This is a genomic window from Vibrio sp. 10N.286.45.E10 (assembly GCF_002874195.2).
GTDB lineage: Bacteria > Pseudomonadota > Gammaproteobacteria > Enterobacterales > Vibrionaceae > Vibrio > Vibrio crassostreae.
The window spans coordinates 1,270,167-1,291,847 of record NZ_MCWD02000002.1; the positions used below are offsets into that span (position 1 = coordinate 1,270,167).

The 21,681-nt window shown below is 43.0% G+C and carries 21 protein-coding genes and 1 riboswitch; of the genes, 15 read left to right on the forward strand and 6 right to left on the reverse strand.

The features are described from left to right. Positions 1 to 41 precede the first annotated feature (41 nt). The 5 genes from BCU34_RS18630 to BCU34_RS18650 all read left to right on the forward strand — a co-directional run bounded on the left by BCU34_RS18630 (position 42) and on the right by BCU34_RS18650 (position 6,628). A complete protein-coding gene (locus tag BCU34_RS18630) occupies positions 42 to 956 on the forward strand; it encodes a phosphate acyltransferase (RefSeq protein ID WP_102479610.1) in 915 nt (304 codons plus the stop codon). Next, positions 953 to 2,023 (forward strand): butyrate kinase, encoded by a 1,071-nt coding sequence (buk, locus tag BCU34_RS18635; RefSeq protein ID WP_102479609.1) that lies wholly within the window; start codon positions 953 to 955, stop codon positions 2,021 to 2,023. Before BCU34_RS18630 ends, buk begins: the two co-directional genes overlap by 4 nt. 58 nt (positions 2,024 to 2,081) lie before the next feature. Continuing rightward, positions 2,082 to 2,831 carry an acetoacetate decarboxylase gene (locus BCU34_RS18640; protein WP_102479607.1) on the forward strand — a complete coding sequence of 250 codons (750 nt, stop codon included), beginning with the start codon at positions 2,082 to 2,084 and terminating at the stop codon, positions 2,829 to 2,831. Between the two features lie 178 nt (positions 2,832 to 3,009). Further along, entirely contained in the window at positions 3,010 to 4,950 is a 1,941-nt protein-coding gene (gene acs / locus BCU34_RS18645) for an acetate--CoA ligase (RefSeq protein ID WP_108145145.1), read from the forward strand. 565 nt (positions 4,951 to 5,515) lie between these two features. Further along, the gene (locus BCU34_RS18650; protein ID WP_108145146.1) at positions 5,516 to 6,628 is read left to right on the forward strand and encodes a YdiY family protein; all 1,113 of its coding nucleotides are present in this window, start codon (positions 5,516 to 5,518) and stop codon (positions 6,626 to 6,628) included. Between the two features lie 89 nt (positions 6,629 to 6,717). Here the strand turns inward: BCU34_RS18650 and BCU34_RS18655 are convergent, their stop codons facing one another. From BCU34_RS18655 to BCU34_RS18670, 4 genes are all read right to left on the reverse strand, one after another. Then, positions 6,718 to 7,278, reverse strand: coding sequence for a hypothetical protein (locus BCU34_RS18655; protein ID WP_102479462.1), 561 nt, complete (start codon positions 7,276 to 7,278; stop codon positions 6,718 to 6,720). A 472-nt stretch (positions 7,279 to 7,750) separates the two neighbouring features. Then, the gene (locus BCU34_RS18660) at positions 7,751 to 8,068 is read right to left on the reverse strand and encodes a hypothetical protein (RefSeq protein ID WP_133148552.1); all 318 of its coding nucleotides are present in this window, start codon (positions 8,066 to 8,068) and stop codon (positions 7,751 to 7,753) included. A 632-nt stretch (positions 8,069 to 8,700) separates the two neighbouring features. After that, the gene (locus BCU34_RS18665; protein ID WP_102479297.1) at positions 8,701 to 9,375 is read right to left on the reverse strand and encodes a glutathione S-transferase family protein; all 675 of its coding nucleotides are present in this window, start codon (positions 9,373 to 9,375) and stop codon (positions 8,701 to 8,703) included. A gap of 69 nt (positions 9,376 to 9,444) precedes the next feature. Beyond that, positions 9,445 to 9,750, reverse strand: coding sequence for a hypothetical protein (locus tag BCU34_RS18670; RefSeq protein ID WP_102479296.1), 306 nt, complete (start codon positions 9,748 to 9,750; stop codon positions 9,445 to 9,447). A gap of 122 nt (positions 9,751 to 9,872) precedes the next feature. Here BCU34_RS18670 and BCU34_RS18675 point away from each other — a divergent pair, with 122 nt between their 5' ends. The 9 genes from BCU34_RS18675 to thiM all read left to right on the forward strand — a co-directional run bounded on the left by BCU34_RS18675 (position 9,873) and on the right by thiM (position 18,134). Beyond that, positions 9,873 to 10,970: a YdcF family protein gene (locus BCU34_RS18675; protein ID WP_102479295.1), complete on the forward strand. Its 1,098-nt coding sequence runs from the start codon at positions 9,873 to 9,875 to the stop codon at positions 10,968 to 10,970. A 107-nt stretch (positions 10,971 to 11,077) separates the two neighbouring features. Next, positions 11,078 to 11,329 (forward strand): DUF2999 family protein, encoded by a 252-nt coding sequence (locus tag BCU34_RS18680; protein ID WP_004731647.1) that lies wholly within the window; start codon positions 11,078 to 11,080, stop codon positions 11,327 to 11,329. Positions 11,330 to 11,749: 420 nt separating this feature from the next. Next, a complete protein-coding gene (locus BCU34_RS18685; RefSeq protein ID WP_102479294.1) occupies positions 11,750 to 12,778 on the forward strand; it encodes a DUF4382 domain-containing protein in 1,029 nt (342 codons plus the stop codon). A 141-nt stretch (positions 12,779 to 12,919) separates the two neighbouring features. Then, a riboswitch (TPP riboswitch) is annotated at positions 12,920 to 13,031 on the forward strand. Between the two features lie 97 nt (positions 13,032 to 13,128). Continuing rightward, positions 13,129 to 14,022 carry a bifunctional hydroxymethylpyrimidine kinase/phosphomethylpyrimidine kinase gene (thiD, locus tag BCU34_RS18690; RefSeq protein ID WP_181360371.1) on the forward strand — a complete coding sequence of 298 codons (894 nt, stop codon included), beginning with the start codon at positions 13,129 to 13,131 and terminating at the stop codon, positions 14,020 to 14,022. Then, positions 14,012 to 14,791 (forward strand): ABC transporter ATP-binding protein, encoded by a 780-nt coding sequence (locus tag BCU34_RS18695; RefSeq protein ID WP_102479293.1) that lies wholly within the window; start codon positions 14,012 to 14,014, stop codon positions 14,789 to 14,791. The genes thiD and BCU34_RS18695 overlap by 11 nt, the downstream gene beginning before the upstream one ends. Continuing rightward, positions 14,784 to 15,599 (forward strand): ABC transporter permease, encoded by an 816-nt coding sequence (locus BCU34_RS18700; RefSeq protein WP_102479292.1) that lies wholly within the window; start codon positions 14,784 to 14,786, stop codon positions 15,597 to 15,599. The genes BCU34_RS18695 and BCU34_RS18700 overlap by 8 nt, the downstream gene beginning before the upstream one ends. A 74-nt stretch (positions 15,600 to 15,673) precedes the next feature. Then, positions 15,674 to 16,630: an ABC transporter substrate-binding protein gene (locus BCU34_RS18705; protein ID WP_102479291.1), complete on the forward strand. Its 957-nt coding sequence runs from the start codon at positions 15,674 to 15,676 to the stop codon at positions 16,628 to 16,630. 8 nt (positions 16,631 to 16,638) lie between these two features. Next, on the forward strand, positions 16,639 to 17,319 hold the full coding sequence (tenA, locus tag BCU34_RS18710) for a thiaminase II (RefSeq protein ID WP_102479290.1): 681 nt from the start codon (positions 16,639 to 16,641) through the stop codon (positions 17,317 to 17,319). A 29-nt stretch (positions 17,320 to 17,348) separates the two neighbouring features. Then, complete coding sequence (thiM, locus tag BCU34_RS18715) at positions 17,349 to 18,134, forward strand: hydroxyethylthiazole kinase (RefSeq protein ID WP_102479289.1); 786 nt, start codon at positions 17,349 to 17,351, stop codon at positions 18,132 to 18,134. 161 nt (positions 18,135 to 18,295) lie between these two features. Here the strand turns inward: thiM and BCU34_RS18720 are convergent, their stop codons facing one another. After that, a complete protein-coding gene (locus BCU34_RS18720; protein ID WP_102479288.1) occupies positions 18,296 to 20,239 on the reverse strand; it encodes a methyl-accepting chemotaxis protein in 1,944 nt (647 codons plus the stop codon). 262 nt (positions 20,240 to 20,501) lie between these two features. Here BCU34_RS18720 and thiE point away from each other — a divergent pair, with 262 nt between their 5' ends. Continuing rightward, on the forward strand, positions 20,502 to 21,119 hold the full coding sequence (gene thiE, locus BCU34_RS18725; RefSeq protein WP_102479287.1) for a thiamine phosphate synthase: 618 nt from the start codon (positions 20,502 to 20,504) through the stop codon (positions 21,117 to 21,119). Between the two features lie 119 nt (positions 21,120 to 21,238). Here the strand turns inward: thiE and BCU34_RS18730 are convergent, their stop codons facing one another. Then, positions 21,239 to 21,583, reverse strand: a complete 345-nt coding sequence (locus tag BCU34_RS18730; protein WP_048659932.1) for a hypothetical protein — start codon at positions 21,581 to 21,583, stop codon at positions 21,239 to 21,241. Positions 21,584 to 21,681 lie beyond the last annotated feature (98 nt).

Below are 21,681 nucleotides of genomic sequence, written 5' to 3' on the forward strand. Positions count from 1 at the left end.
TTTATTAAACGAGATGAAAAATCTCACTTAAGGTAAATATTATGTTGAAATCACTTGAAACGTTCGTCGAAATAGCTAAAGGCAAACCAGTAAAAAAAATTGCAGTGGCAGCTGCTGAAGATCGTACAACTCTAAAAGCACTGAAGCTTATTACTGAACAAAAAATCGGGGAGCCAATTCTAGTTGGTGACAGAGAACAGATTTTGAAAATTTCTGAAGACGTTGATTTTGATGTTCGCGGATTTGAAGTTATCGATGAAAGGAACAAAAGCAAAGCATGTCAAATAGCTGTTGCTTTGGTAAAAGAAGGCAAAGCAGATGTTTTAACTCGCGGTGCACTGGGTACTCCAGAATACCTAAGACCTATATTGCATCGCGAAACAGGGCTTAAGAAAGCTAAATTGGTTTCTCAAGCTGGCTTTGTTCATATACCTACTTATCACAAGGTTTTTGCTTTCACCGACTCTGGCATAAACATAGCTCCAGATGTAAATGAAAAAGCGCAGATGATTCAGCAATGCGTCGACGTGTTTCATTCTGTTGGTGTCGACAAACCAAAAGTTGCAATTATTTCTGCTACTGAAGGTGTAAAAACAGCGATGCCTTCAACGATCGATGCTGCAATCCTGACTCAAATGAATCGTCGTGGAGCTATCAAAGGCTGTACGGTCGATGGACCCTTATCTATCGATTTAGCGTTCAGCAAAGAGTCTGTCGTGCATAAGGGCTTGGATACTGACATTGGGGGCGATGTTGATTTGATCTTGCTTCCTGATATCAATGCTGCCAACACTTTCTATAAAACCAGCACTTTCTTAGGTGGAGCCAAAGCTGCTAGCTTTATTATCGGCACCGTTGCTCCTGTAGATTTCCCGTCTCGTTCTGATTCTGTTGAAACCAAATATTACGCTATGGCCTGTGCTATCGCGCAATGTGCAGAGAGAGCAGTCAAATGAAAATACTCGCAATCAACCCTGGTGGTATGTCGACTAAAATCGCTGTTTACGATGATGAGTCTCTTCTCTTTAGCAAATCTATTGATCATTCAGTAGCTGATATGGGGGCATTTCAGACGATAATAGACCAGAAAGAGTATCGTAAGGGTTTTATTCTACAAGCACTCAAAGATAATGGCATTGCTTTAGATCAAATTGATCAGTTTGTTGGTCGAGGAGGAATGGTGCGAAATCTTCAAAGTGGTGTTTATCGCATTAATGACCAGTATTTACAAGACGCAATGATTGGCTTGAACGGCCAGCACGCATCTAATCTAGGCGGTATTTTGGCCTATGAACTAGCAAAACAAGTCGATATCAACAAGGACGCGTATACGGTTGATCCGGTAATGGTCGATGAGTATGACGATATCGCTCGGATATCAGGGATGTCTGATATTTCACGTGTACGCAGCTTTCACGCGTTGAATCATAAGGCAGTAGCACGCCGTTATGCTAAACAACATAATACGGCTTATGACAAGCTTAACCTTATCGTTGCTCATTTAGGGAGCGGGATCAGTGTTGGCGCCCATAAATCGGGTCGAATTGTCGATGTGAATTCCGCACTAGGAGGGGACGGTCCTATGAGCCCTGAGCGCAGTGGTGGGATCCCTCCTCTTGCCCTTATAGATATGTGTTTCTCCGGCGACTATACCTATCAAGAGGTTTATAAAAAGCTTATCGGTGAGGGAGGGGTTTACAGCTATCTTGAAAGTAAAGATATGCTTGAAGTCGAGCACCGTCATAGAGGGGGAGATATCAACGCGACTCAAATACTCAAGGCTATGGCGTATCAAATCGCAAAAGAAATTGGTGCTTGTGCGGCTGTCCTGTCGGGTGACGTCGATGCGATTATCTTAACAGGTAGCTTAGCGTATTGTGGGCCTTTGATTGACTGGATTGGTGAGCGAACACATTTTATCGACGCTCATTTGATTGTGTATCCAGGAGAAGATGAAATGCAAGCGTTATCTCAGGGTGTTAAAGATGCTCTGCTTGGCGTACGAGAAATTTTGGATTATTAACACTTTAATTTAAGCGCTGTACTTAGTCGTGCAGTGCTTTTTGTCATTGGAGGTAGTCATGACACACAACACTTCATTTCCCTTTGGAATGCCGGTCCAACAAGGTAATCCTGCCTATACAGTAGCGCCTAATCGTTTTGTTAATCGTGAGTATTTTATCATCACTTACGAAACGGAACCTGAAGCATTAGAGCGTGTTTTGCCACCCGGACTTGAAGCCCCTCATGCAATAGTGAAGTATGAGTTTATGCGTATGCCTGACTCGTCAGGTTTTGGCTGCTTTCAAGAGTCTGGCCAAGTGATTCCAATAACATTTGAAGGGAAGCCCGGGTCATATGTTCATTCTATGTTTCTTGATTGTCACCCTCCGATTGCTGCAGGGCGTGAAATTTGGGGGTTTCCTAAAAAGTTGGGTTCTCCAAATTTAGAGGTGGACGGAGACACGCTATTAGGAACTTTAGATTATGGGAAAATTCGTATCGCTATGGGAACTATGGGTTTCAAATACCAAGAGCTTGATAAAGCACGGGTGCAGGAAGAGCTTGGAGGGCCCAATTTTCTTGTGAAATCTATCCCTGACGTCAATGGAAGTCCCGCCATTTGTCAACTTGTTCGTTATTACATGACGGATATCAACGTTAAATGGGCATATATGGGGCCGGGAGCACTTGAGCTTCATGCCCACGCAATGGCACCCGTTAACGCTCTACCTGTAAAGCGTGTTATTTCTGCCAGCCACTTTGTCGCCGATTTGACACTACCCTATGGCGAAGTTGTCATTGATTACCTCGAAAATGCAGTTTTGTAAGTTGAAATTATAGTATCCCCTAGTATTGAGGCATTTGATTTTTAGTCTTTAAGTCAGCGGTCGAGTTCCGCTCAAGGGGAGCGAAATGCAAGTATCAGTTTACTCTAAGTAATAGAACTGCCCAGTCTATCATGTATCAAAAATTATATTCGGTCATACAAAAGTGTGAGGAGTACCTATGAATTCAGAATACGTTTACCCAGTAAAAGAGCATATTAAACTCAATAGTCATGCAGACAATGACAGTTATCTAGCCATGTACCAACAATCAGTGGCAACGCCAACGAAATTCTGGGGGGAGCATGGCAAAATAGTGGACTGGATCAAACCATTCACTCAGGTTCAAAATACTTCATTTGAAGCTGAACAAATAGATATTCGTTGGTTTGAGGACGGCACGCTTAATGTCTCGGCTAACTGTATTGATCGCCACCTAGCAGAGCGAGGAGATGAAGTAGCCATTGTTTGGGAAGGTGATGATCCGGCAGATAATAAAGCCCTTACTTTCAACGAACTACACAAAGAAGTGTGTCAGTTCTCTAACGTTTTAAAAGACCAAGGTATACGAAAAGGTGATGTGGTGTGTGTTTACATGCCGATGGTGCTTGAAGCTGCTATCGCGATGCTTGCCTGTACACGAGTAGGGGCTATTCATACAGTCGTATTTGCAGGGTTCTCACCAGACGCATTAGCAGGTCGTATTATCGATTCAGATGCGAAAATGGTCATTACTGCAGACGAAGGTTTGCGTGGGGGCCGTGTAGTACCATTGAAGAAGAATGTGGATGAAGCACTCACTAATTTGGAAGTGACAAACATTGAGAAAGTGATAGTAGTAAAACGTATCGGCAGTAATATCCATTGGAGCGAGTCTCGTGATGTTTGGTGGCACGAAGCGATGGCGGTTGTTTCAGACGTTTGTCCACCAGAGGAGATGAAAGCCGAAGATCCATTATTTATTCTCTATACATCAGGATCAACAGGTAAACCCAAAGGTGTATTACACACTACCGGTGGTTACTTAGTTTATGTAACTATGACCTTTAAATACGTATTCGATTACCAGAAAGGTGAGACTTTTTGGTGTACTGCGGATATAGGTTGGATTACGGGTCACTCTTACTTAATTTACGGACCACTTTCCAATGGTGCAAAAACACTTTTGTTTGAAGGTGTCCCCAATTATCCAACGACAACTCGTATGAGCGAAATCGTCGATAAGCATCAAGTCAATATTCTTTATACCGCACCAACAGCGATTCGAGCACTGATGGCAAAAGGTTATGAAGCCGTTGCTGGTACTTCTCGCTCAAGCCTCCGGATCATGGGTTCCGTCGGTGAGCCAATCAACCCAGAAGCGTGGAGGTGGTATTATAAGGTTGTTGGCAACGAAAAATCTCCTATCGTTGATACTTGGTGGCAAACTGAAACTGGTGGTATTTTAATCGCACCGTTACCCGGCGCAACTGATCTAAAGCCTGGTTCAGCAACCCGACCATTTTTTGGTGTGCGACCTGCACTTGTTGATAGCGAAGGTAACCTCATACAAGGGAGTCCAGCGGAAGGTAAGCTCGTTATTTTAGATTCTTGGCCTGGTCAGATCCGCACGGTTTATGGAGACCATAAGCGTTTTGAACAAACGTACTTCTCGGCATTTCAAGGTATGTATTTTACTGGTGATGGCGCTCGTCGTGACAAAGACGGTTATTACTGGATAACAGGTCGTGTTGATGATGTATTGAACGTATCGGGCCACCGGATGGGGACGGCTGAGATTGAATCGGCGCTGGTTGCACATCATAAGGTTGCAGAGGCTGCAGTCGTGGGGATTCCTCATTCTCTCAAAGGTCAGGCCGTTTACGCTTACGTAATACTAAATGATGATGAGGCTTCCTCATTAGAACTGAAGAAAGAATTAAAAAACTGGGTGCGCAAAGAGATTGGTCCTATCGCAACACCCGAAGTGGTTCATTGGACTGATTCTCTACCAAAAACGCGGTCTGGAAAGATCATGCGTCGAATTTTACGAGAGATCGCGACGGGAGATACTAGCAATTTGGGTGATATTACAACGTTAGCTGATCCAAGCGTTGTAGGTAAACTTACTGCAAAAAGTTAAGTGACCAGTGGTGAGTGTTCAGTTACATTGGACAATCTCTAAATCTACTATTGAGAGGGTTGCACAAGATTTTTAATGGAATGATAGCGATATAAGTTCAATGCGCACATATGTAGTCGTAGAAAATCTTCAAGAGGTAACTAATTGCGCTACGTTTATCTATGTATAAGAGCAAGAGAGCAACGTATACAGTTCCCGATGGCTACCCTCTCATTTTGAGGTTTCCTTTAAAATTGTATTAATATTGGTCTACTCGTTATTACACTGATCGTATCTACAAAATATCCTATCCCCAAAGGGTGGTTTCATTGATAGGTTACCTTGATTTAAATCTGCCTTTATTATCAATTAGAGTGATTATAATTAACTGTTGGGTTTATAGGGTTAACTCTTTATTATATCAGCAGTTAATTATCGAATTAAGGGTGAGGTAAAGCTTACGATATTCGTTACTTTGGTAACTGAAATAATGAAATTATGACATTAATTTGTTTTATGCCTAACATGATTCTTTATTTTAGATATATTATGATTGTTAATGTCAACATTCTCATTGAATATAAAAATGAAAATAAAAATATCTACCTTTTGTATTGCGTTAATTATGATTCATTGTAATGCCCTGGCCGCTGAAATTAATACAAATATTCTCAAGAGCCAGGTAGTCTATATAGATAAAAGCGATGATTGGTTAAAACTGAAATCAGGGGAAGTCATAAAAGGTGAGTTAGATGGTACTATTAAAAAAGATTCAAATTCTTATAGTCAAGAGATAGCTTTTGATAGTGATGACTTAGGTGACTTGGACATTGAACTTAAAGATATTTTAGTTCTTGAAACAGCTAGACTATTTACGATTAGAACGCTTAATGGAGAGACTTATGTCGGCTATTTATCCATTCGTGACAATAAATTATACTTACGGAATGGTTCTAATGAAAAATTATTCCCGGTTACAGAGGTTGTGTCTATCTATCTCGGTACTGAGAAAGACTCTGAACATTGGGATGCTAAAGTGACGTTTGGACTAGACATTAATAGTGGTAATAGTGATGAGTATTCTTTTCGGGGAGATGTTAAATCAGAACGAAATACAGTTGATTCGCGAATCAAGCTTAATGCTAGTCATATATCTTCCGAATATAATGATGAAAAAACAGCAAATAATACAAAAGTTGGTGGCTCCTATGATCTATATATTAATAATAGAATGTTTTTTAGACCGCTAGATTTGTTTGTACAGAGTGATGAATTTCAAAATTTGGATTATCAGATTAATGCTGCGATACAGCTTGGTTATTTTTTCGTCGCCAATTCGGAAATGGAATGGGATATGTCGCTTGGCCCTGGTTATCAGTATAGCCGATATTCCACGGTAGAGGCAGGAGAGTCTCTAAGCGCTAGCAGTAGCACCTTTAATCTTGAATCAAACCTGAAGCATGAAGTAACAAGAGATATCGATTTTATTCATCTCTATAAACTTAATTGGGCGAGTGAAAAAGCGGGTGGTATTCGCCAGGCTAATGAATTCGGTTTTGATATTGACCTGCTGGGAGATTTTGAGTTGAGTTTGGATGCAATATGGGAACATGTATCTAACCCCAAAGTGAACGCAGACAATGTTTTACCTGAGAAAGACGATTACAAACTTTATGTAGGTTTAACTTATGAGCTCTAATCACGCTCCGCGAAAATAGCTTGTTTAAAAAGCTGAAGTTCTACTTAGTCTTGAAGTAAAGCCGCCTTCTATAAGAAGGCGGTTTGTTTTTAAAGATCAGGAGCGCATGAATAATGAGTACTTTCAGAAGAGTCTTCAGTTAGTACACCATATTTGGCATCATCCGAAGTTTGGTTATTAAGATCATAATACCAATAGATAAACCAGCTTTTGCTAGGATCATTACTAAACAATAATTTTTGAGTTAATGCCATGTTTATTCCAAAACTATGGAATCCAAGACTATTAATTACGTTTACTGCACCTTCATCATTTTTATTTAAGAAGAACATAAGGTTCTCTACTTCCTCAGGCGTTGGTGGGTGATAATTCCCAGGTAGACTCTCGCAGTATTTAGCATTTGATAGGATGTTTTGGTTATTAGCATCTGATACCGTAGGTCCTAATATCCAACCTTTTGATAATCTTGGAGTATATTTATAGCTTTGATCTGCCTTGTTAAAGGATTCAGCATACTTACCATTTTCGTTTTCAATATAATCTATTCCATTGCCTACATCTACTCGATCATAATATGATGTATTACTGCTCGCAAAGGCTCCAGTACTAAAAGATAGCAAGATTGCTATAGCTAGGTGTTCTTTTTTCACAATATTTTCCAAGTATAAACACAACGAAATAACATCATAAATAGGAGTGAAATAATTAACATGATAAGTTATTTGTTTTGAGAGGGGATGCGACAGTAATTTATTTAAGTCTCTATCTCAGCTATTTTGGTTTTCAGCCCTAATTACTGTAGTAGGTGATCATTGTTCGGTTAGTTTTTTCCTGTATCTCTACTTATGTTAAATTCTCTTTTGATTTTTTCGAAGTTAAAAATGACATGAGTAGATCCTATCAAACTTACCACTAATTTGGGAGGTATTTGTAATTATATATTTTGGTTGGAAGGTGGTTTAGGTTTAACTAACTCTTATTGGAGACTTAGTAGAGTCGTACAGGTCTCTCTCTATTGATTGAAAGTAAAACTTAGTGTCCACCACAAGCATGGATAGGTTTAGAAGATGCACGTTAGTTATATGTATGATGGCAGGAAACGAAGGCCTATCACTAAAATGATTAAAAATCACGAAAAACGCTTTTGATTATGGGTAAATGCCAATTTAAATTGGCTTGATTTGAATCTGGTTTATAATGTGCTCGCCATTTATTCTGGTAGCTTCCTGCCACTTCTTGATAACAAAAAGGACAGCAATGGCGTTTTGCAGAAAAATGGGCTTTAGGAGTTTGTTCAAATTTTTTCTTGTGCTTTTTACAAATTATAATAATTGAAGACCGGCTGTTTACATACTGAACTAAAGAGTAATCATATCGGTCACCCCATTGCTTGATGGCTTTGCGAATAAACGTTTTGTTAGTACCTTTAGGTAACGGCATAAAAATACTTTAGTATGTAGTTTGAAAAATATAGACATTATAATAAAACATATTTCAATCTTTGTTTGTTAGCATTGATTAATTATTTATGGGAGAGGATGCATTCCTAAGCCTAAGCTATCAATTGAAGTTGACTAGGGCGGGTCTCTTTTAGTTTTCTTGGATGCAGTTTCCATAATCCTAAAATAGAATAACCAGCATTGAAGTATCAATGTATCTTATGTGTACTCCTAGTATACTTTAAATGAAAAACTCTAGTGGCAATTTGCCGGAAATTTAAGTTTATGAAAGGATTTAGTGGGTCGGCTAGGCTCTTATTAACAAGCTTATCGAGTCCACTAGTTGTTTAACATTTGTCTGTCTACTGAAGGCGCCACTAACCATGGGTTGTGTAAGTAACTTTCTTACCAAGAACCCTATACCAATTCTATCAATTTGCACAAATATCATTTTATGGTTGTTTTAAACAAAATCATCTTATGATTGTTTTATGTAAGTTGTTGATTTTAATTTAATTTTAAATATCACTTTATGGTTGCTTCAACAAGTTTGAAAATCAAGAGCCGCTTTTTAGCGGCTCTTTATGTTTGAGTTTTAGCTATCACTCAGTAGAGCGTTAACTTTCAAGTTGTCTACTTCGCATAATTCGAAGGAAACAGTGCTCGCTTCGCTTCTTCATCACGTTCGGTTTTAAATTCAACGTCTTTGCCAGTTTCGCGGGCGCGCAGTGCGGCTGGGCGAGTGTTGATTGCGTTAAACCAGCGTTTCAAATTCGGGTAAGGCTCTAAGCCTTCTTCACCAAGCACGAAAGGTGCTTTATCAATCCAACCCCATGCAGCGACATCGACGATGGTGTACTCATTTCCGACGATAAATTCACGACCTTCCATATGCTTTTCTAACACTTCGTAGTGACGTTGTGCTTCGCGTAGGTAGCGGTTCACAGCATAATCTAGGCCTGCTGGCGCAGCATGACGGAAGTGTACCGATTGACCGGAATATGGACCAAGGCCACTCGCGATAAACATCATCCAAGAGAGCAGTTCGGCTCTGTCTTCTGGCTGACCACCAAGCTTGCCGGTTTTTTCTGATAAGTATAGAAGGATAGCGTTAGAATCGAACACGCGTTGCCCATCGTCTTCAATCGCAGGTGTTTTCCCGTTTGGATTTATTAAGCGATATTCCGGAGTGTGTTGCTCGCCTTTTAAGGTATCAACAGGAACGAGTTCAAAATCTAGCCCTGTCTCTTCTAGAAACAGAGCGATCTTCATTGGGTTTGGTGTTTGGTGAAAATAGAACTTAAGCATGGGGTAACTCCTTGTATTGGTAACTCATTAAAACACCACTTGAACGATCGTTCAATGATTGATTTTGAATTATTTAAAAATCTGTTGATTCGTATTCCAAGTCAATGTGCTTGAGACTTCGTTATTTGAGTGACAGTTAGCATCAAGTGATTCGGTGTGTTGGATTTTAAGTCGTTGAAAAAATGAGCTTAAAGCTGCTTCTTTGATTCGTTGTTTTATGCGGAGTTTGGCTTTGTAATTGGTGGTTTTTGGCGGGATAGGGTGTATGAAATCTGCAGTCAGATATTCCAACACAACTGTTGAGTACTGCTTCAAACCAGAATTATCTGGATGCGCAGGCTTGCTGATAAGTTCAAAATCGTGATCTGTTGTCACACCTTATGCAACAAATGAATATAAACCTCGGAGATTCTGGTGTGGTTCACGGTTTTTTAATCTTGGGGGCTTACATTGGTGAGCAAATCTGATGTGAACACTTAACGACACAGGATCTTTCCATGAAAAAGAACATTATCGCCCTCGCTCTTGGTGGCATGCTCGCTTTTGGCGCAACACCTTATTCTTTTGCTGCTAACGATGGCGCAGTGCAGGCTTCTGCAGATTACACGCAGTTGGTGACTAAGCGACAAGTTGTCGACCAGCTACTTCTTGATGCGTTGCAGGCGTTTAAGTCTCCGGCAAGAGTTTCTCACGCGGGCTTCACGGCTAAAATGCCAAGCAACATGGAAATTGTGACTAACCGACTGCTAGAAGCTTACCAGCTGGAACCATACCGTACTGACTTGTTGATCTCGGCAGCGAACGCTCAGATCTACAACAAGAATGCAGAGCGCGCTATTGAGTTGTTTGAGCAAGCACTGACGGTTGCACCAGACGATGTTGACCTTCACGCTTACCTTGCGGTTTGGCAGCGATTTGAAGGCAATGAAAGTGAATCCAACAAACACATGGAGAAACTGGAAAGCCTGAACGAAGGTAAAGCAGAAGACATTAAAAGCATTTTTGCTACGGTCGACCGCGTGTTAGAAACACCGTTGAAAGAGTCTGCGGATAAAGGCTTACTTGATGATCATGGCGCTATCGTTACTCTAGGTTACGCGCTGAATCCAGACGGCTCAATGCATCAGATCTTAATTGAACGCCTTGAGACAACATTGGCGATGGCTAAAGCGAACCCAGATGCGATGATCGTGTTAACAGGTGGCGTGCCTAAAAACCATAAGACTGAAGGTAAGTTAATGGCGGATTGGCTTATCGAGAAAGGGGTAAGCAAAGATCGCATCATCGAAGAGAATTACGCGACCAGCACGGTTGGGAATGCCTTGTTCAGTAGCTATGCACTTGCTCGTCATGATATTAAGCACGCGACCATTATTAGCTCGGCAAGCCATGTTCGTCGTGGTCAAACTCTGTTTGAAATTGCTAGTTGGCAAACTGGTCCTCAGGGCATCACCTTTGATACGGTTTCTTACCCAGACAAGCCACTCGCAGATCTTAAGAAGGCGAGCAGTGGTGAGCTACTAGGTATCTACCGCGACGCTCTTAGAACGTATGGTATGTGGAGCTACCGCTCTTACCCACTAGAGTCTCGCTAGGCTTAGCGTTACTTCACAGTAGGCAAAGTATAAGTTGCTAGTACAATCGAGCACAGCTAGATGGTATGCTGTGCTCCTACTTAATTTAGTGTTTCAAAGGCAAAAAAATGAACCCGATTTTAGCAATGTTGAAAGAGAACAATATTAGCGACGAGCAGATCAGCGAGCTATTCAAAACGTTGACCGAGAACCCTCTTGCAGCAATGGCGACGATCAGCCAACTTGGTTTACCTCAAGACAAACTTCAAATGCTGATGGGTCAGGTAATGCAAAACCCTGCACTGATCAAAGAAGCAGTTGAAGAGCTTGGCCTAGATTTTTCTAAGGTTGAAGCGGCTAAAGAGCAACTTCAAAAATAAGTGAATTTGAATGAGCTAATATCGAATTAGCTTAATCCTCATTCAATAAAAAGGTCGTTTAAGTTCAGCAACAGGCTGTCTTAACGGCCTTTTTTGATCTTGGTGGTGATTTTTGACTTTGATTTGAGTACTTTCAACCATCCTCTCCGACCCTATACATACCGACCATTTCAATACAATTGACAGCAACCTTGCCAAATATGTGCGACTACTGACAATTTTCTTACTAGACTTAACTAACCTATGTGCGACCCGATATGTGCACCTTGATGAACAGAGTTTTTGGATGAAGAAAGCCCTAGATAATAGGGGTAACCGATTTTGCCATAAACGCGGTTTATCTATGAGTCACATTAAGGAAATGAATAAGAGGGTAAAAACTAAGCCCTTTATTGAGCAGTGATTTATAGGAAATTAGTTATGAAGTATTTAAAGGAAACCGCTTTAGCGAGCCTTGTGCTAGCTGGGCTTGTCGGTTGTGGCGGTGATTCAGGTTCATCAAGCAGCACGACACCCATTACCTTGAGCGTGAGTGATGCGCCTATTGATGATGTTAAAGACGTCACCGTGACATTCAGCAAGGTAGCTTTACTTCCTCAAGGGGGAGGTTCACCACTGATTTATGATGTGTATAAAACGGACGAAAACGGTAACTACGTTGATGAGAACGGCGATCCATTACCCGATGGTGCGGATCCTATTCCGTTAAGTGTTAATTTATTGGATTACCAAGGTAGCGATGCGCTTCCTTTGATTGAAAATGAGGTGGTTCCAGTAGGTAGTTATAAGTTGTGTGTGTTTGCCAATGATGGCGATCATCCAACAGATCCATCTTACGTGATAGAAAATGATGATACGAATCGAGAGTTAACGGTGAAAGGCGAAGGCGCGTGCCCGCAAGGTGTGGGTAAAGAAGACAACGCTGGCGTACTTTACTTTAATAACTCATTTAATGTGAACCAACAAAGTAATGATTTTGTTGTCGAGTTCGATCTACGACGCGGCCTAAAGAACAGTTCGACTTTCCCTGATTACACCATTCAAAGAACGTCTGTAAGCCTTATCAATACGGTTGAGACAGGAAACATTGAAGGTACTGTTGCCACCACAACTTTCGAAGCTTGTAATCCTACAGACGATAGCACGTTCGTTCAGTCGGTTTATCTGTATGAAGGCAACGTCGATAAAGCTGACATGGCTCCGATTGGCGGCAGCGATGAAGTGAAACCGATTACTTCAGCATCAGTGACAATGAATGAAGCACAGACTAACTATGAGTTCTCTCTGGGCTTCATTGATCCAGGTACTTACTCATTGGGTTATACCTGTACCGCACAGCATGACAGTGATGAAGATAATGCAGCGCCATTAGCTGCTGGGTTCGCAATATACGAAGCTCAAAACGGCGTGCAAGTAACCGTTGGTCAAGACAGCCAAGTGTCATTTTAGATTCCTGATGTGATTTACCATGCTAATAAATACGGCCTCCAATTTTGGGGCCGTTTTTGAATCTGCTGGTGATAATTCTAGGGTAAATCTTATAAATGAATAAAATCAGTATCTCAGTTGTGAGAGTGCTGTTACTATCGCTATCAATAGTCGGGGGGCATATATCTTATTTGGTACTTGCTGAGATCGTTAATCGAGACCCGTTGAACCTGATTCAGTTAACACTGGCGTAGGGAACTATAAGCACTCGATCTACGTCTGCAATCATGAAGACTTTTCATGAATCTAATGCGACTTCTTCTTCGATCGGTGTTCGTTCTCCTATGTCTTGTAAGATAGTAGGAGCGACAATGACACACAGTTCTATTTCAAAAGATTTAACGCCAAAAGCCTCAGTTTCACAGCACTCTGCTGATAGTTTGATTCGTACGAACATTCCGATTGTATTGACGATCGCTGGCTCAGACAGCGGTGGCGGTGCAGGTATCCAAGCTGATATTAAAGCTATGTCCGCTACAGGTAGTTTCGCTTGTTCGGTAATTACCGCTATCACATCTCAGAACACCCAAGGCGTGTCCGCCATTTTCCCAATCCCACTTGAGCATGTCGCTAGCCAACTAGATGCAGTGTTTACTGATTTGAATATCGTGGCAGTAAAAGTCGGTATGTTGGCGGATTCGCAAATCATTAAAGTTGTCGCTGACAAAATCAAACAATACCAACCTAAACACTTAGTGATCGACCCTGTAATGGTCGCAACAAGTGGCGACCTTCTCTTAGAAAACTCAGCCATTACTACGCTAAAGCAAGAACTGATTCCGCTGGCAGACATCATTACGCCTAACTTGCCAGAAGGCGCAGCACTAACGGGCAAAGCCGTGCCTGAAAGCGAAGCGGAAATGCAGGACATGATTGAAGACCTGCGCGCGTTAGGTGCAAAAGCGATACTGTTGAAAGGCGGTCATTTGGAGAAAGATGAAAACAGTAACGACTTACTGATTCTACCAACCACATCTGCTCTGATTAGCGCAAAGCGTTTTCCTACTAAAAACACCCATGGCACGGGCTGTACGCTCTCTTCTGCTATTGCTTCATTCTTAGCTCAAGGCAACACGCTTCCAGAGGCTGTTGACCTAGGTAAACAATACATTTCTCACGCAATTGCTCACGCTGACGAACTTCAAGTTGGTCAAGGTCATGGCCCGGTAAATCACTTCTTCGCTGGACACGGTAATGTCCGTTAATACGGTTGGTGTTCAACTCAGCAATACTTCCTTACGTTATAACGACAGCGAACACGCAACCTTATCGGGTCTTTCGCTTAGCTTAAACTCAGGTAAATGGACGGTGTTGCTCGGTCGAAGTGGCTGCGGAAAAACCACCGTATTGCGTTATCTGGCAGGCTTGCTGGACGACAAGGTGGAGTGGCAGGGCACATTAACAACCTCTGATGAACTGCCTCTAACCGATCGCATCGCTTACATGGCGCAGCAAGACTTGTTACTGCCATGGTTGTCGGTTATCGACAATGTGTGTTTGAGCCATCGCTTTCAAAATTCCGCCGACAAGCATCAAAGCAAAGTATCCAATAAACAAGCTCAAACTAACCAAGCATTGGAGTTGCTGGTTGCGGTTGGCTTGGCTGATTACGCGGATACTATGCCGGATCAGTTGTCTGGCGGTATGCGCCAACGTGTAGCTTTGGCTCGAACCTTAATGCAAGACAAGCCAGTTGTACTGATGGACGAACCTTTCTCTGCGCTGGATGCGGTAACAAGGCATAAGCTACAAAGCTTAGCGTGTGAACTGCTAAAAGGTAAAACCGTTGTGCTGATCACCCATGATCCACAAGAAGCGGTGCGTTTGGCGGACAACTTGTATGTGTTACAAGGCACACCTGCGAATGCTCAGTCTTTATCTGTGCCCGACACGGCCACACCAAGAGTGTTAGATGGTGAATGCGCTGAGTTACAACAAGCGATCTTAGATCAGTTGGAGCGTGATTATGAATGATCTAACACGTAGCGAAGCTGTGGCGAGTTCAACCAACACACCAGCTAGCACTATACATCCTCGTCAGATGAATCCTGTTATGCGTTTGGTTATCAGCAGTGCTGTGATTCTTGGTTTATGGCAAATGGTGGTGGTTATCTTTGAGATGCCAAGCTTCATTCTGCCAGCTCCTGCTGAAGTCTTCATCAAGCTAATTGAACGCTACGATGTGTTACTCAAGCACACTTGGGTGACCGCGCAAGAGATCTTACTTGGGCTGTTACTGGGTTTGTCTATGGGGCTATTTTTCGCCTTGCAGATGTTGATGTTTGACCCGTTGAAACGTTGGCTATTGCCTATCTTAATTGCCAGTCAAGCGATTCCTGTATTTGCTATCGCGCCAGTATTGATGCTGTGGCTTGGCTATGGCATCGCGTCAAAAGTGGTGATGGCAGCAATCATAATCTTCTTCCCTGTGACGACCTGTTGCTATGACGGCCTGCGTAATACACCTGCAGGTTATCTTGACCTCGCCAAGACCATGGGCGCATCGAAATGGCAATTGCTCCGCCATATCCAACTGCCTGCTGCACTGCCAACCCTGGCATCTGGCATTCGTGTGGCTGTGGTTATTGCTCCAATTGGCGCAGTAGTCGGCGAGTGGGTGGGTTCGAGTGAAGGGCTAGGTTACCTAATGCTACAAGCCAACGCGCGGATGATCATTGATGAGATGTTTGCTGCCTTGTTCATCTTGGCGGTGCTGTCTATCTCGCTCTACTTCGTTACAGACAAATTACTTAAAAAAGCTATCCCTTGGGAGAACCAATGATGGCTTGCTCAATAACACTTGTTTAATAAAGCTTCGCTCAACATAAGAATAATATTCAAAAGGAAAGGTTAACCGTGAAAAATACAAAATTTATAGGTGCAGTGGCACTGCTTGTTTCATTGGTTTCAGGTTATGCATTCGCGGATTCTGAACAAAAGAAGCTGACACTGATGTTGGATTGGTTTGTTAACCCGAACCATGGCCCGATTGTGATCGCTCAAGAGCGTGGTTACTTTGCTGACCAAGGCTTAGACATTGAAATTCAAGAACCAGCAGACCCAAGCTCACCAGCAAAATTGGTTGCGGCAGGTAAGGTCGATTTAGCGGTAACTTACCAACCAAGTTTAACCATGGATGTGGCAGCGGGCCTTCCTTTAGTTCGTGCATCAACCCTTATCGCGACGCCACTAAACACACTAATGGTATTGGATAACGGCAAGAACGATTCGCTAGCGGATCTGAAAGGCAAGAAGATTGGTATTGCGATTGCTGGTAACGAAGAAGCGACTATTGGCACCATGCTGGCTCAAGAAAACGTTGAGTTTACAGACGTGCAAACCATCAATGTTGGTTGGGCACTGTCGTCTTCATTGGCATCAGGGAAGGTAGATGCAATCTGGGGTGGCTTACGTAACTTCGAGACCAACCAGTTAGCTCTTGAAGGCTTTAAAGCAAAAGCATTCTTCCCAGAAGAGCACGGTGTGCCAACTTACGATGAGCTTATCTTTGTTGCGAACGCAAAGCAGCATGATGATGAAGCGATCAAAGCGTTCAACAAAGCATTGGAACAAGCAACCACTTACATTGTGAACCACCCACAAGAGTCATGGAGCGAGTTTGTTGCGTATTCACCTGATACGCTGAACAACGAGCTTAACCAACGCGCATGGAACGACACGCTGACTCGTTTTGCACTTCGCCCTTCAGCGGTTGACCTGAAACGTTACGACGATTACGCACAGTTCATGTTCGACAAAGGCATCATCAAATCACTACCGAAAGCCGCTGATTACGTACCGACTTTTGACTAAGGAATCTTATGAAATACCAAGACTTAATCCAAGCGTGTCAGCAAGATTGGCAAGACTACACCGAGCATGATTTTGTTAAAACGCTGGCTAACGGCACACTCGCTCAACCGTGTTTTCTGCATTATTTGAAGCAAGATTTTCTGTTCTTAAAACAGTATGCCCGTGCTTATGCGTTGGCGATTTACAAGGCTAAAACCTTGGCTGATATGCGCCGTGCGCTGCCAAGTGTTCATGCTCTGCTAGATTCTGAAATTTCTCATCATGTTACTTACTGTGGTCAGTGGGGTTTAGCGGAATCTGATTTGGAAAATGAACCTGAAGATTTCGGTACAGTCGCTTACACACGCTATGTTCTAGATGCGGGCATGACAGGTGATCTTGTCGACTTATATGCGGCACTGGCTCCATGTTCAATTGGTTACGCTGTGATTGGTAAAGCGCTGTTAGAAAGTAGCGATACTGTATTAGAAGGCAACCCATACGCAAGCTGGCTACAGCTTTACGGTGGTGAAGAGTTCCAAGCTGGCGTGGCAACGGGTGCAGAGTATTTCAATCAGCTGCTTGCTGAAATTGATATCAACAGCAAGCGCGGTCAGAACATCGTTCATATCTTCAAAACCGCAACGCGTATGGAAGTGGCTTTCTGGCAGCAAGGGCTGAACGCTCTTAATGATTCTCTAGCTGTTTAAAGCGACTTCTAACGAATAAGGATTAATCCATGCTAACTGAACAAATTATTCAATCGCTGCGTAATGTACGAGCGCAAAAACCGTTGGTTGTGAACATCACCAACTATGTAGTGATGAACAACACTGCCAATGCTTTATTAGCGATTGGCGCTTCTCCTATCATGGCGCATTCACAACAAGAACTGGCAGAGATGATGTCATTTTCTGGCGCGCTTGTGACTAACATTGGCACGTTAGACAGTGTTTGGACGCCAAGAATGCGCTTCGCGGTTGAACAAGCAAACACGAACAACAAGGTTGTGGTTCTTGACCCTGTGGGTTGTGGCGCAAGTATGCTGCGTACCGAGACTTCTCGTGAAATTGCACGCTTAGCCGATAAGCTAATCATTCGTGGTAACGCGTCTGAGATTATCGCGTTAGCGGGCGAGCAAGCGCAGAGCAAAGGCGTAGATGCGCTAGACAGCAGTGATGCTGCGTTAGGTGCTGCACAGTGCTTAGTCGCTGAATACGGCGCGAATGTCGTTATTTCTGGTGAAACGGATTACGTTGTCACGAAAGACAGTGTAGTGACGTTAAACAATGGGCATCCAATGATGCCGTATGTGACAGGCATGGGCTGTACCTTAACTGCATTGACGGGCGCGTTTGCTGCTGTTGGTGATGACAGTGGTGTGGCTGCTGCAGCGGTGTTGGGTGTGGTTGGCGAAATTGCTGCTGAGAAATCTCGTGGCCCGGGTAGCTTGCAAATGAACTTGCTTGATGAGCTGTATCAACTAGATGAAGAGACGCTGATTCAACGTCTGAAGATTCAGTAGATTCAATCCAAGTTCTAAGCTTGCTCATTATCTAATTTAAATTATCTCGTTTACTAAAAGGCCCCGACACATATGTGTTTGGGGCCTTTCTATTATTGCTTCAGAAGCGTGCTAATTATCTTGTCGAGCTAGCCATTTCGTTAGACTAGCAACAGGCTTTGTTAGGTTCTAAATCGATTCACTTGGCTCTCTAGGTGATGAGCAACCTCAGTTAAGTCGCTCGCTGCACCAGAAATACTGCTGACTGACTCTTGGTTGCTCTGCGCAATGGTATTAGCACCTTGCGCATTTTCTCCTAGTGACTTAGTCAGACAATCCTGCTCATCAACGGACACTGCAATTTGGCTATTGGCCTGATTCAAATCTTGGATGTGTTGATTAATCACATGCAAGTTCTGAGAAGCTTGTTGCGCTTGGGTTGAAGCATCCGAAACCGTGCTGTGGCTGACCTTAATGGATTCTAAGGCATCTTTAGCGCCACGTTGTAACGAGGTGATCAGCTCATCAATCTGGCTTGCAGAATCTTGAGTACGCTTAGCTAAGGTTCTTACTTCATCCGCTACGACGGCAAATCCACGACCTTGTTCACCCGCACGAGCAGCTTCAATAGCGGCATTCAATGCCAATAGGTTGGTTTGCTCTGAAACGCCTTTGATTACTTCAAGAATGGCACCAATGTTCATCGACTCTTTGTGTAGGTCAGTCACTTTCTGGCTGCTGACCTGCATGCTTTCATCGGCGCTGCCAATCTCATGCAGTGTTTTGTCTACTTCTTTGAGTCCCATCGCTACATTCTCGGTTGCTTGGTTGGCAACTTGAGAGGCGTGGTTAGCACTTGCAGCAATTTCTGACGTGCTGGACGCCAATTGATCAACGGCCGAAGAGATATTGACCATTTCACTGTTCAACTGTGTTGCGTTGGTCGAGCTGTTATTGGTCACTTGATTGAGTGATTCTGACATTTCGCCAATACGCACACTCGAGCGGTTTACTTGGCCAACGATATCGCGCAGAGATTCTATCGTGATCTCCATGTTGGTCAGCAGCTCGCCAATCTCATTTTTGCTCTCAATGTTCACTTCGACATTCAGGTTGCCTTGAGAAAGTTCGTTGGTGATTTGTTTAACCTGCGCGATGCCTTTGGTAATAGAGCGAGTCACCAACACGGCGCTCGTCATACCAATAACTAAGGCAACACCCGTCAGCAATATGATGATTTGAATCGAGCGCTTTTCACTGGCTTGTAGTACAGGCGTGAGTGCTTGCTTTTGTTGCTCGAGAATACTCTGAGCACCCGCGACCGCAATTGCTAAGCTGTCGCCAATAGAGGCGAGGGTAGCGGTTCTTTGAGTGTTCTCAATCATCTGTTGATGAACTTGCTCAAAGCCCTTTGCATACGCTTCGCGTTGGTTCGAGAAGTCTTCAATCAGCTCACTTTGATAAGGTGATGATTTGAGAGATTCAATGTCGCCTTCAATACCTGGTAGCGCGTATTCAAAGATATCTTTGCCCGCTTCATAGGTTTTGAGGTCGTTGTTGTTTGAGTAACTGAGCACCGTGATCTTGGCTGCGAGGAAGTTCTCCATCAACATACCCGCGTATAAGCTCGCGTTTGGATCATTGTTATTGTAAGACTCATACAACAAGCTCTGAGCTGCTTTCAGTGCGTTGGTTTCTCGTTTGACCATCTCAACGTTTACCAGTTGGTCAATGAGGCGTTCACTCTGCTTCATTGACCCATAAGCCACATCAAAGGCCGCAACGCTGTCTTGCACTAATTGCAGGCTAGTTAGGCTATCGGTTTTGATGGTGGATTGGATTAAGTTGTTGAGCAGATCATCAATCACGAGTTTACTTGATTGATAATTCGTTTCGTACTGTTCATCCAATGACTCTAAGTAACGTTCAGAAGCTAAACGCATCTGAAGAAAGTGCACTTGAATGTTGCCTGAGAGTGTCGCTTTATGGCTGAGTTCACTGTATTGACTGAAGCCGTTCGACAAGGTTTGGATACCTTTGTAACTCACAAAGCCTGAAATGACGAAAAAGAGCAAGCAGATGGCATAACCCAGCTTGATCTTGAGCGCTATAGAAAGGTGGCGCATAACTATCCCTATATTTACCTGATTCCTTCACAGCGGAGTATTTCATAAAACAGCGTTCTGGGCATGCTTGAAGTGAACACTTTGTGTAATAAGTAACGCTTTAGTTAAAAAACTCAGGTTTTTCGGTATGCTTTCAACGAGTTGCGTATCTGATGGTGCGTGTGTAATTGAGCTAATTTAGTATTAACTTCCATGCACATGATGCGATTTGTCGGTAAAATAATGCAACGTCAATTTTGAACATCGGCTCCAAAGGTACGATATGAACCCTTATAAGCTCTACTTAGTAACGGATGACCAACAAGATTTAGAAACGCTTAAATTTGTGGTTGAACAAGCGGTCGCTGGTGGTGTCACAATGGTTCAAGTAAGAGAAAAGCATGGGGATGTAAGAGCCTTTATTGAGCGAGCACAAGCAGTAAAATCGATTTTGGCTGGCTCAGGTGTACCGCTGATCATTAATGACCGAGTAGACGTTGCATTGGCTGTCGATGCCGATGGTCTGCATCTGGGTCAATCGGATATGCCTGCAGAGTTGGCGCGTCAGCTGATTGGTCCGGATAAAATTCTCGGGCTATCCATTGAAACTGAACAGCAGCTACAAGAAGCCGATAGTTTGCCGATCGATTACATTGGCCTCAGTGCGCTTTTTGCCACACCAACCAAGACTAATTTAAAGAAACATTGGGGTTATCAAGGCATTCAAATGGCTTTGGAGACAACCAGACTTCCGATTGTTGGGATTGGTGGCATCAACGAGTCGAACATCCCGCAGTTGGTTAACACAGGTATTCATGGGTTGGCTTTGGTGTCAGCGATATGTCACGCTGAAAGCCCAAAACAAGCGACTAAGGATTTGCTATTTCTAATGGGGGAGTGAAGGGGTTATAGACTAGAAAACAAATGGGGTTAGTCATCTGTTTTCTAGTGAAAGCGCCAGCACAAAGTAGTGCTTATAGATAGAGCATTTAAGGTGCTCTATCTAACATATAGTTTGGTCTACTGAATGCAAAGAGCAACCGTGCCGATGATCATAAGAACGATCGCAGCGTACCAACCGTATTGTGCGGTTTTATCAGCAACAAACACCTTAATGTAGTTGATCTCTTCATGCGCCATTGCGATGAAGTCCGTGTAGTTAATCGACAACTCACGGCTAGCTTCTTTCAAGTCTTGCTGAAGCTTGTTGAAAGACTCATCGATGAAGCCTTTTGTTTCCGAAGCAGACGGAGTAGCAGTTAACGCTAGGCTATTCCAAACCGCCATACGCGATTCATATTCGCTTTCACTGACACAATTAAGTACGCGTAAATCATACTCTCGTTTGTTACGCTCTTTACCCATTTTTTCAGGGCAAATATTTCTTAAAACGTTCACGACAAATTTTCCAAAAGGTTCATTTAGATATAGAAAAGCACTCGAAGAGCGCTCATAAACTGGGT

Bases quoted from the DNA above. Each gene is read 5' to 3' on its own strand.
- acs (WP_108145145.1), top strand. From the start codon at position 3,010: ATGAATTCAGAATACGTTTACCCAGTAAAAGAGCATATTAAACTCAAT.
- BCU34_RS18680 (WP_004731647.1), top strand. From the start codon at position 11,078: ATGAACCCGATTTTAGCAATGTTGAAAGAGAACAATATTAGCGACGAG.
- buk (WP_102479609.1), top strand. From the start codon at position 953: ATGAAAATACTCGCAATCAACCCTGGTGGTATGTCGACTAAAATCGCT.
- BCU34_RS18700 (WP_102479292.1), top strand. From the start codon at position 14,784: ATGAATGATCTAACACGTAGCGAAGCTGTGGCGAGTTCAACCAACACA.
- BCU34_RS18660 (WP_133148552.1), bottom strand. From the start codon at position 8,068: ATGCCGTTACCTAAAGGTACTAACAAAACGTTTATTCGCAAAGCCATC.
- thiE (WP_102479287.1), top strand. From the start codon at position 20,502: ATGAACCCTTATAAGCTCTACTTAGTAACGGATGACCAACAAGATTTA.
- thiD (WP_181360371.1), top strand. From the start codon at position 13,129: ATGACACACAGTTCTATTTCAAAAGATTTAACGCCAAAAGCCTCAGTT.
- BCU34_RS18650 (WP_108145146.1), top strand. From the start codon at position 5,516: ATGAAAATAAAAATATCTACCTTTTGTATTGCGTTAATTATGATTCAT.
- BCU34_RS18685 (WP_102479294.1), top strand. From the start codon at position 11,750: ATGAAGTATTTAAAGGAAACCGCTTTAGCGAGCCTTGTGCTAGCTGGG.
- tenA (WP_102479290.1), top strand. From the start codon at position 16,639: ATGAAATACCAAGACTTAATCCAAGCGTGTCAGCAAGATTGGCAAGAC.
- BCU34_RS18640 (WP_102479607.1), top strand. From the start codon at position 2,082: ATGACACACAACACTTCATTTCCCTTTGGAATGCCGGTCCAACAAGGT.
- thiM (WP_102479289.1), top strand. From the start codon at position 17,349: ATGCTAACTGAACAAATTATTCAATCGCTGCGTAATGTACGAGCGCAA.
- BCU34_RS18665 (WP_102479297.1), bottom strand. From the start codon at position 9,375: ATGCTTAAGTTCTATTTTCACCAAACACCAAACCCAATGAAGATCGCT.
- BCU34_RS18730 (WP_048659932.1), bottom strand. From the start codon at position 21,583: ATGGGTAAAGAGCGTAACAAACGAGAGTATGATTTACGCGTACTTAAT.
- BCU34_RS18695 (WP_102479293.1), top strand. From the start codon at position 14,012: ATGTCCGTTAATACGGTTGGTGTTCAACTCAGCAATACTTCCTTACGT.
- BCU34_RS18720 (WP_102479288.1), bottom strand. From the start codon at position 20,239: ATGCGCCACCTTTCTATAGCGCTCAAGATCAAGCTGGGTTATGCCATC.
- BCU34_RS18675 (WP_102479295.1), top strand. From the start codon at position 9,873: ATGAAAAAGAACATTATCGCCCTCGCTCTTGGTGGCATGCTCGCTTTT.
- BCU34_RS18630 (WP_102479610.1), top strand. From the start codon at position 42: ATGTTGAAATCACTTGAAACGTTCGTCGAAATAGCTAAAGGCAAACCA.